General features: G+C 65.9%; 6 protein-coding genes. All 6 read left to right on the plus strand.

Features of this window, described 5'->3' with window-relative positions:
- Nucleotides 1-1,244: hypothetical protein (locus LPN03_RS13675; RefSeq protein WP_262454635.1), on the plus strand; the 1,244-nt coding region annotated here is incomplete at its 5' end.
- Nucleotides 1,241-2,101, plus strand: coding sequence for a glycosyltransferase family 2 protein (locus LPN03_RS13680; RefSeq protein ID WP_262454636.1), 861 nt, complete (start codon nucleotides 1,241-1,243; stop codon nucleotides 2,099-2,101). The genes LPN03_RS13675 and LPN03_RS13680, both read left to right, overlap by 4 nt.
- A complete protein-coding gene (locus LPN03_RS13685) occupies nucleotides 2,098-5,922 on the plus strand; it encodes a hypothetical protein (protein ID WP_262454637.1) in 3,825 nt (1,274 codons plus the stop codon). Before LPN03_RS13680 ends, LPN03_RS13685 begins: the two co-directional genes overlap by 4 nt.
- Nucleotides 5,870-6,346 carry a hypothetical protein gene (locus LPN03_RS13690; protein WP_262454638.1) on the plus strand — a complete coding sequence of 159 codons (477 nt, stop codon included), beginning with the start codon at nucleotides 5,870-5,872 and terminating at the stop codon, nucleotides 6,344-6,346. Before LPN03_RS13685 ends, LPN03_RS13690 begins: the two co-directional genes overlap by 53 nt.
- A 67-nt stretch (nucleotides 6,347-6,413) precedes the next feature.
- Complete coding sequence (locus tag LPN03_RS13695; protein WP_262454639.1) at nucleotides 6,414-7,658, plus strand: alkaline phosphatase family protein; 1,245 nt, start codon at nucleotides 6,414-6,416, stop codon at nucleotides 7,656-7,658.
- Nucleotides 7,659-8,385: 727 nt separating this feature from the next.
- Nucleotides 8,386-9,549 carry an LPXTG cell wall anchor domain-containing protein gene (locus LPN03_RS13700; RefSeq protein ID WP_262454640.1) on the plus strand — a complete coding sequence of 388 codons (1,164 nt, stop codon included), beginning with the start codon at nucleotides 8,386-8,388 and terminating at the stop codon, nucleotides 9,547-9,549.
- Nucleotides 9,550-9,731 lie beyond the last annotated feature (182 nt).

Raw genomic sequence — 9,731 nt, forward strand, 5'->3', positions numbered from 1 at the left:
CCGGAACCACCGTGGTTGCCGACAACTTTGAATCCGGAGTCCTCAGCAACTGGGCCGTCAACACCGGCGGTGACGGAACAGCCGCCGTCGTCAACACCGCAGCCGTCACCGGCGCCTGCTCCACGCACCTGCACGCAAGCACGGCGGCCGGCTCCATCGCGACCCTGACCAAAACCATTCCGGCCGGCCTCGGGGACGTCTACGCAGACGGCTACCTTGACGTCGCGGGACTGTCGACTCAAGGAGGCGCAAACTCGTACTTCCGCTTCTATAGCGGCACCACCCGTGTTGCCGCCATCTACCGCAACGTTGCCGACGGCAGCCTGTGGCTTGAAACGCTTTCGCCCACCAACGTCTGGACACGCACCAAGCTGACCGGCACCCCCGTCAGCCTGTGGCGCTGGCACCACCTCCAGATGCACGTGCTGCCCAACGGGGCGGCAACCACCGTGCAGGTCTGGCTGGACGGAACCAGTGTATTCTCCAGCAGCACCGTCAACGGCCGCATCGGCGACATCACCTCTGTGGCAACGGGCAATGAATTTGCCGGCCAGCAGGGTGACCTCTACCTGGACAATGTAATCATCAAGGCCCAGCCCGTTGCCAACTGCGCTGCGGCAGTCCTGCCCACCAATTCATTCCCCGGAACAACGGTGGTGGCGGACGGCTTTGAGTGCGGAAACCTCAACAAGTGGACACTCCAATTGGGAGGCGACGCAACAGCCACCGTCCAGCAAACAACCGTCCATACGGGACTGAGCGCGGCCAGCCTGGTCACCACCACGAACAACCTGTCGCGGGCGAACCTGTCCCACGCCATCCCCGCCGCGTCCACGGACGTATACGCGGACGGCTGGTTCAACATCACGGCCATCGGGCCGGTGGGCAATGACGTGCCGTACTTCCGCTTCTGGACCGGCTCCACCCGGTTTGCGGACATCTACCGGTACAACTCCACCGGGCAGCTGTGGCTGCGGGTCCTGTCCCCCGCTGGCACGGATATCTACGCACAGCTGACCACGGCGTCCATTTCGCTCAGTGCCTGGCACCACGTGCAGATGCGTGTGGCAGCTGCGGGCCCAACCACAACCATCCAGGTCTGGCTGGACGGCGTGCAGGTGTACAACTCACCGACCGTCAACACCTCGGCCACCAGCACCACCTCGGTGATGATGGGCTCGGAGCACTACCCGCAGCCGGCATCCATCAACATCGACGACGTGATCATCAAGGCAGTGCCGTGACAACCAGCGAGACCCCGCAGGGCACCACCGCGGCAGACGGGGAACTCCCCGTCTCCGTGGTGGTCCCTGCCCGCAATGCCGCGCGCTGGCTGGCCGAATGCCTGGCCAGCGTCGCGGCGCAGCACCCGGCGGAGATCATCGTGGTGGACGGCTGCTCCACGGACAACACCGTAGAGCTGGCCACCAACGCCGGGGCCCATGTGATTTCCGACGGCGGACGCGGCCTCCCAGCTGCCCGCATGATGGGTGCCCGCGCAGCCACGCAGGACACGCTGGCCCTCATCGATGCAGACGTCCTCCTCCCCGCAGGCTCCCTGAAAGCCCTCCTGGACGAGTTCACAGCAGGCCACTACGACGGCCTGCAGTTTGGCCTCGCCAGCCGCCCCGACGAGGAGGAATACTGGGCCCAGGCACTTGCCTGGCACCACAACCACAGCCGCGTGCGTGAATGGTTCTGCGTGTGCGCCACACTGATGCGCCGCGACGTGCTGCTCCAGCTGGGCTTTGACGAATCGTTCCGTTCCGGCGAGGACGTGGAGCTGCGCATTCGGCTGCAGCACGCGGGCGCCCGGCTGGGCGTCTCACGCAAGACCATCGTGGGGCACCGTTTCAGCGGCGGCTTCGACACGGCCCGCGACCAGTGGGAGCAGGACGGAGCGGGCCTGGCCCGGACGGCCGCCAAGCATCCCTCACGCGCCGGCTGGATGGTGGCGCTGCCGCTGCTGGCCACCATCCGCGGGGCGGGCCTGTCCCTGGTCCTGGCCCCGCGCTACCTTCCGTACTGGGCGGGATTCCTGGGCTACAACTACCGGTCGATGGTCTCGGAGTGGATGCACGGCACCCGGGCCCACCCATGACTGGCCGCGAGCTGCTGGACCGGCTCCACCCCGGCCAGGTCCAAAGCGAGTCCATGGGGGCCAACACGCTTTCGCTGGCAGCCGCCCGCGTGGCGCCCATGGTGGTGGGCTTCGTCTTCTGGGCGCTGGCCGCATTATCGCTCTCCCCGGCGCGACTGGGGCTGGGCTCGGCCCTGGTTTCCGCAGTGCTGCTGTCCGTCCAGCTCGCGCTCCTTGGCGTGGGCCCGGCCACCGTCTCCCTCCTCCCCGGCCAGCACGACGCCGGCCGCCGCCTTCTCAGCGCCTCGCTGGCTGCCGTGGTGGTCACCTCCGTGGTGGTGGGCGTGGCGGTGGTGCTGGTCACGCGGGCCCTGGGCGGGGTGACCGGCGCCGCGTGGGACAGCCCGGCCGTGGTGGCCGCCTTCCTGGTGGCCGCCGTGCTGGCCACTGTTGCCTACCAGCTGGACCACATCGCGGTGGCGCAGTCCAGCTCCCACCATGCACTGTCCCGCAGCCTGGTGCAGGGCCTGGTCCAGCTTGGCGCGCTGGGCCTGGGCCTGCTGGCGAAGAACGACGGCGTGCTGACGCTCCTTACTTCCGTGGCCGCGGGAGCGCTGGCCAGCGTGGTGCTGGGCCTGGTCCAGCAGTGGCGCCGCGGCTTGCGGCCCACGCGTTTTGGCGCGCCCGAGGCGAAGCTGCTGCTGCGGCACGGCCTGCCCAACCACGCGCTGATGCTCTCGGACAGGGCACCGGGTTACCTGCTGCCGCTGGTGGTCACAGCCGCCGTTTCAGCCACGGCCACGGCGTCCTGGTACATGGTCTGGATGCTGTCCACGGCAGTGTTTTTTGTGCCCCAGTCGGCCGGCTATTCGCTCCAAGCCAAGCTTGCCGGGCAGGGCGCTCCGAGACTGGGTGTCCCGCAGCAGGGCGTGTCGCGGCAGAGTGTTCCGCAGCAGGGCGCTCCAAGACCGAGTGTCCCGCAGCAGGGCGCTTCGAGACTGGGCGTATCGCAGCAGGGCGTTCCGCGGCCAGCCCCCGGCGGGCCCGGCCCCGCAGCCTGGCCAGCCGCCGGCGGTCCCGGCTCCGTGGCCTGGCCCGCCCCGGCCAGCTGGGCGAATCCGGTGAGGGCCTTGGTGCGCAAGGCACTGCTGCTGAGTGTGGCGCTGACGGCGGGCTCCGCCGTGGTGCTGGTCGTGGCGGGGCCCGTCCTGCTGAAGCTGCTGGGCCCGGTGTACGAGCAGGGGTGGCCCCTGCTGCTGATCATGGCCCCGGCGCTGCTGGTGGGCTGCGTGACGCAGGTGTATTACGGCCTGTGCCGGGCGCGGAACCGGCTGGCGGAGGCCACGGCCGTAGCCGTGGTGGCGGCGTTGATTGCCGTGGTTCCCGCCGCCGCGCTGGCCTCGCAGCGCGGGCTGGAGGGGGTTTCGCTTGTATGGCTGGCCGGCCAGGTGGTCGCGGCGGGGCTAGCGGCGTGGCGGCTGAGCGTGCTGACCTCCAAGGCCCAGGCACCCCAGTCCCCCGGGTCCAAAGCCTCCGCGTCCAAAGCCTCCCCGTCCAAAGCCCCCACGTCCAGGAAGCTGACATCCAGGAACCTGACATTCCAGGACCAGGCGTCCCAGGCCCCCGCATCCAAGTACCAGGCGTCCCAGATCCTTCCCTCACCTGCGCGGGACGTCCACCCCAAGCTGCAGGGCGACCGCCCGGGCAATCTCCGGCGCGCCCTCCGCCTGGACCATCGGGACGCCCTTGCGCAGGAACAACTGCTGCGCCACAGCGACCAGCGCCACACGTACACCTCTGACCATGACACGGAGCTGCCCAAGGTGCCCGGCCTGCGCGCGGCCTGGCGCAGGCAGTATTCCCATTATGTGGACGCACGCGTCCGCCTGACGGACGCCGTCGAGCGGGTGGAGAGCAGGATGCGCCACAGGATGGTGCGCGGCGAGGGTGCGGCGTCGTCGTCCTTGGCCTTGCTGGCGGCAGCGGCACTGGCAATGGGTGTGTGGGGCGCGCTGCACGCCGACGTCGGCAAAATCGGCTCCCTGGGCGTCATCACGGCGCTGCCTCCTGAGTACTTCCCCGCCGTGGCTGCGGCCGTGGCCGGCGTGGCGCTGTCACTGGCCCGGCGCCGGCAGCACGTGTGGGTGCTGGTGGTGCAACTGGTGGTGTTGATCTTCCTGCTGCATGGCCTGGACCCGATGATCCACGGAACCCCCCGGCTGGAGGCCAGCTACCGGCACCTCGGGATCACCGCCTACATCGGCGCCGACGGCCAGCTGGACACCAAACTGGATGCCTACTTTTCCTGGCCGGGGTTCTTTGCCCTGCTGGCCATGTTTTCAAAAGCCACGGGACTCCCGTCGCTGATGCCGCTGGCCACGTGGGCGCCCCCGGTCGTCAACCTGCTCCTGCTGCCGGTGCTGCTGGCCATCGCCCGGCGCGTGACCGGGCACTGGCGCGCCACGTGGGCGGGGGTTTGGCTGTTTTACCTGACCAGCTGGGTGGGACAGGACTACCTCGCCCCGCAGGCCTACGCATACATCGTGGGGCTGACGGTACTGGCGGCGGTCCTCGCCGCCTATGGTGGGCGGGCCTGGAAGGGGACGGCAAGCAAGTGGCGCCGCGTGGTGGACTGGATGGATCCGAAGGTGTATCCGGCACCAGGCCTGTCCCGACCCGTTTCGGCCATGCTCATTTCCTGCTGCATTGTGATGCTGGTGGCCATGACAGCGGCCCACCAGCTGACGCCCTTTGCCGTGGCGGCGGTGCTGCTGGGGCTCGTGGCAATTGGCCAGCTGCGGCTGCGCCTGGTGTCGGCGCTGGCCATTGCAATCCCTGTTGTATGGCTGGTTTTTGTTGCCACCCCCTACCTGGTGGGCCACATGGACACCTTGTTCGGATCCGTGGGCAACGTGAGCCAGACCATAGCCGTGACGAAGCGCGTTTCAGGCGACCCTGGACACCTCTTTGTTGTCGCGTCCCGCATTGCAGAGTCGGCGTTCATGTGGCTGGCGGCTGGCACCGGAGCATGGCTGCTGGCCCACCGGCACCGCCCCTGGCTGGCCGCCTCGGCAGCGGTCGGCATACCCCTGCTGCTTCTGCCACTGCAGCCGTACGGCGGTGAACTGCTGATGAGGGTGTACCTGTACAGCCTGCCGTTTTCCGCCCCCCTGCTGGCCACCCTGCTGCTGCCAGCAGGAGGGCGCAGGCCCAGGGTGTGGCGCACGGTGCTGGTCGCCGTCGTCGGGCTGGCGCTGGCGGGGACAACCATGGTGACCCGGTATGGCAATGACGCCCTGGAGACCTTCTCGCAGGGCGAATTGGCGCTGGTCAGCCAGCTTGACCATGCGGCCCCCAACGGCGCCGTGGTGATTGAAGCCGTCCACGACACCCCGTGGCGCAGCGTCAAGTACGCCACCTACAAGTACCGCACTCTGCTGCCCGGCAAGCCACAGGCCGACGCCCCGGAGCTGGCCTGTTCCTTTGTGGAAGAGCTGGCGGCAAAGTCCGGGGCCTACCTGCTGGTCACGCAAAGCCAAATCGACTCCGCAGAGATGCTGGGAATCGGCCCGCCCGGTGCCGTCCAGCACTTTGTTGACACATGCCAGCAGCGCGATGGCTGGCGAGTCCTGGTGCACAACACTTCCGGAATCCTCATCCACATCAACGGAGCAACCAATGCGAATCCCCAAGAATCTCCCGGATCTGGCCCTAGCCGTGTTGGCTATCGCTTCACTACCCCTGGCCCTGGCGGGACCGCCGGCACTGCGGGCGGCAGTGGTGGGGGCGTTGCTGTTGACTGGCCCGGGCGGGGCGGCGGCGCTGTGGTTCTGGCGGGCTAGCCCCAGCCGCCGGTCCAGGCTGGCCCTGGGTGCTGCTTTCCACATTGCCCTGGCCATCAGCCTCAGCCTCGGCACATCGCTGCTGGTGGCCACCGGCATGGTCTATGGACACCTTTGGAATCCGTCCGCAGGCGTGTGGGCGGTGGCCGGGCTGACCTTGGTGCTGCTCGGACTGCCGCGGCTGCCCCACATCACCTGGCAGCAGTTCCTCTACGGACAGAACGCGGAGAAATATGGCCACGGCGCAGCGTCCCGGGGGCACGGCGCAGCGTCCAGCGGGCACGGAACGGCGTCGAGCGGGCACGGCGCAGCGTCCAGCGGGCACGTCACGCCAAAATCCTGGACCAGCACAGTCAAATTTTGGCACAGCGTTGGAAAGTCCTTGCGCAGCACAGGAAGGGTGGCCCGCCATGTTGCCAGCTAATCTACCGGCCCGCAGCGACCGGCGGTCCAGGGCTCACCAGTCCGAGGCTCACCAGTCCCAATCACCCGTGGCCAAGCCGTGGTGGACCAAGTCACCGTGGTCCAGGGCACGGTGGACCAAGTCGCCCTGGTCCAAGGCTGCTGCCATCGCTGCAGTGCTGTCCACCGTGTTCCTCGGGGCCTGCTCTTCTGGTCAGGCGGGCTCGCCCGGCGCCACCACCCACATTCCGGACCCCACCCCGCCGTCGGCCGTCAGCCATGTTTTCGTCATCATGCTGGAAAACGTCTCCTATGACAGCGCTTACGGTCCCAAGCCCATCTACCCCTACCTGGCCAACACCCTGCGTCCCGAGGGCGTGCTCCTAAACCAGTTCTACGGGGTGGCCCACTGGAGCCTGGGCAACTACCTGGCCATTCTGGGCGGCACCTCACCCACCAAGGACATCCAGGGCGACTGCACCAAATACACGGACATGACGGATGCCCAGCCGGCTGCGGACGGCCAGGTCACGTCAAAGCACGGCTGCGTCTTCCCGAAATCCGTCCCCACCCTCGCCAACCAGCTCACGGACAACAACCTGACGTGGAAGGGCTACATGCAGGACATGGGCGCGGCACCCTACCGTGAACAAGCCAGCTGCGGCATTCCCAGCCTTGGCCCGGACAAGTCGGACCTGACCCAAAACTCCGTGCCCGGGGACAACTACGCAGCCCGCCACAATCCTTTCATCTACTTCTCGGCGGTGCGCGACACACCGGCCTGCGCCGCCAATGTCAAGCCGCTCGACCAGCTCACCACTGACCTGAAGACTGCCGCGACCACACCAAACTTCGCCTTCATTTCTCCCAGCCTGTGCGACGACGGCCACAATGAATGCCCCGCCCCCCGGACCCCCGACAGCTGGCTGTCCACCTGGATCCCCCTGATCCAGGCATCGCCCGCATACAAGAACAGCATGATCATCATCCTGGCGGACGAGGCGAAGAACGATTCCCGCGCCTGCTGCCAGGAGCCTTCCGGCCCCAACGTGCCGCACCCGGGCGGGCCGAATTCCGCACTGCTCCAGGCTCAAGGAAATGGTGCCGGCGGTGGGCGCATTGGCGCACTGGTGCTCTCACCTTTCGTGAAGGCAGGATCCACCAGCACCATCCCGTACAACGACTACTCGCTGCTGCGGTCCATTGAAAACCTGTTCAGCCTGCCGCACCTGGGGTACGCCGCGCAGCCCGGGCTGGTGCCCTTCGGCCCCGATGTCTGGACGTCCAAAGCCCAGACATCGTCCGCTTTGCCCGTCCCCACACCCACCAACTAAGGTGCATCTCTCACCGATCAGGCCAGGCCGACAAGTAACGAATCCGCTGCTTGGAGTGGTGGCATGCCAAAGACGAGTGGCAGCCACCCTATCGATCCCTTGACGGCCCACCGTAGGCTCGGTTCTGAAGTCGATGACCGAAAGAGGGGTAGGCCGTCATATGAGCGCCAGGTATGCAAGGAACAGGTTCGAACAGCGCAGCCACACGGGGAGGTACGTGTCGCTGGGCGTTCTCTCCGCCATCGTTGCGGTAGTGATAATTTTCGTCTGGCTGCATTAGCCCTGACCAATAGTTAAGGAAGGCCACGCGGGTGGCCTTCCTTTGCCATGCCCAAAACCAATTAGCAATTCATGAAAGCATTCTCCTCAAAAAGCGAGTGATGAATTCCGGAAGTCGAGTGTTGACGACGCGTTAATCGAGTGACCGGGACGCCGAAATCAAGTGACATTGCCAATAAAGACGGGTGGTTTCCACCCTTGTTTTAAAAATCTTCCGATCATAGTCTTCTATTGCCGCACCTAGCGACGGCTCTACATTGTTGCGGGCATTTATAAGGCGAGCCAAAGAATTTGGACATCGCTTCATTCAACGCTGCCCAAGATTAATATTTCGCCAGGCATTCCCATGCCATAAAGAGCATAATTCTGACGGCCGGGGGAATTCATTTGTTGAATTACCTGGCCACTGAAGCATCACCTGAAAATACTTTGGAAAGTTGGGGAACTAATGCATAACAAGCCAGAGCACGTTCAAACCAATGCGGGGAAGTCATCGCCTCCGCGCAAACTCCGGTCGACCCTCCTGTCGTCGGCGGCCATCCTTGCCCTTGGCTTTGCAAGCCTTGGCGCTCTGGCCGCTGCACCCGCAAATGCCACGCCGGGCTCGGACTACGAAGTCACCATTTGCCACGCCACGTCGGCGGTGAACAACCCATACGGGCCCAAGCCAATCACTGTGGACGTTGCCTCGATACTCAACGAGCCTGGTCATTCTGGCCACACCGGCCCGGTGTTCGCCGCCGGCATGACCTCGGGCTGGGGCGACATCATCCCGCCCATTGGCAATAACGGCGACCAGTACGCCGGGATGAACTGGACCGCTGAAGGCCAAGCTATTTACAACAACGGCTGCCGGATTCCTGGCACAACAGACATTTCACTCGCCGCGCCGGCAGTCGTCCAGGCCGTCTGCACGGACAGCGTGCTGTCCGCCCCGTCGGTAACCCCGGTTGCCATCGAAGGCGTCACGTACCAGACCTCCGGCGACGTCGCCAACCGCGGCACTGCCACCGTGACAGCTGCGGCCACCGAGCCCTTTACTGCACTTACAGCCGGCAATGGCTGGGTCCTGAAGGAAGACGGTACGGCAACGTTCACCGTCACCTTTGAAACCGTGGAATGCAACTCCACCCCTCCGACTCCAGTCGACATTCTGCTGACAGCTCCGGCCGTAGCCCAGGCCCTCTGCACGGATGGCGTGCCCTCCACGCCGTCAGTAACCCCGGTTGCCATTGACGGCGTCGAGTACCAGACCACCGGCAACGTCGCCAACCGCGGCACCGCAATCGTTACTGCCACCGTCACAACCGACAACACCCAACTGGTGGCTGCCGATGGCTGGAACCTGAATGAAGATGGCACGGCCACCTTTACTGTTGCCTTCGACAAGGTGGCCTGCCCGGCTGTCGTGGTGACCACACCTCCGGCCACCACCACCACGCCGGCTGCGCCCGCAACAAGTGACCCGGCAGCCACCACCTCAGCCGTTCAGCCCACGGGCCTGGCTGAGACAGGTGCGAACTCCGGATTCTTCCTGGCCCTGGGCGCCTTGCTCCTGGGTCTTGGTGGAGTCGCCGTGTGGCGCACCCGCCGGACTGCCGGCAAGCACTAACGGCACCAACTGCTGGAAAGTGAGCGGACCACAAAGGTCCGCCACGGACTGATATTGCACAAATGTGGCCCGGACATTCCCCTTCAAGGGAATGTCCGGGCCACATTGTTTTGTCTGACATCGCCGCCCCGAAGCCGCCTCGAAGCCGCCCCGAATGGGTGACTGATCCAAGTACGGAAATG

This window comes from Arthrobacter sp. A2-55 (genome assembly GCF_025548615.1).
Classification (GTDB): Bacteria; Actinomycetota; Actinomycetes; order Actinomycetales; family Micrococcaceae; genus Specibacter; species Specibacter silviterrae.

Bases quoted from the DNA above. Each gene is read 5' to 3' on its own strand.
- LPN03_RS13685 (WP_262454637.1), top strand. From the start codon at position 2,098: ATGACTGGCCGCGAGCTGCTGGACCGGCTCCACCCCGGCCAGGTCCAA.
- LPN03_RS13700 (WP_262454640.1), top strand. From the start codon at position 8,386: ATGCATAACAAGCCAGAGCACGTTCAAACCAATGCGGGGAAGTCATCG.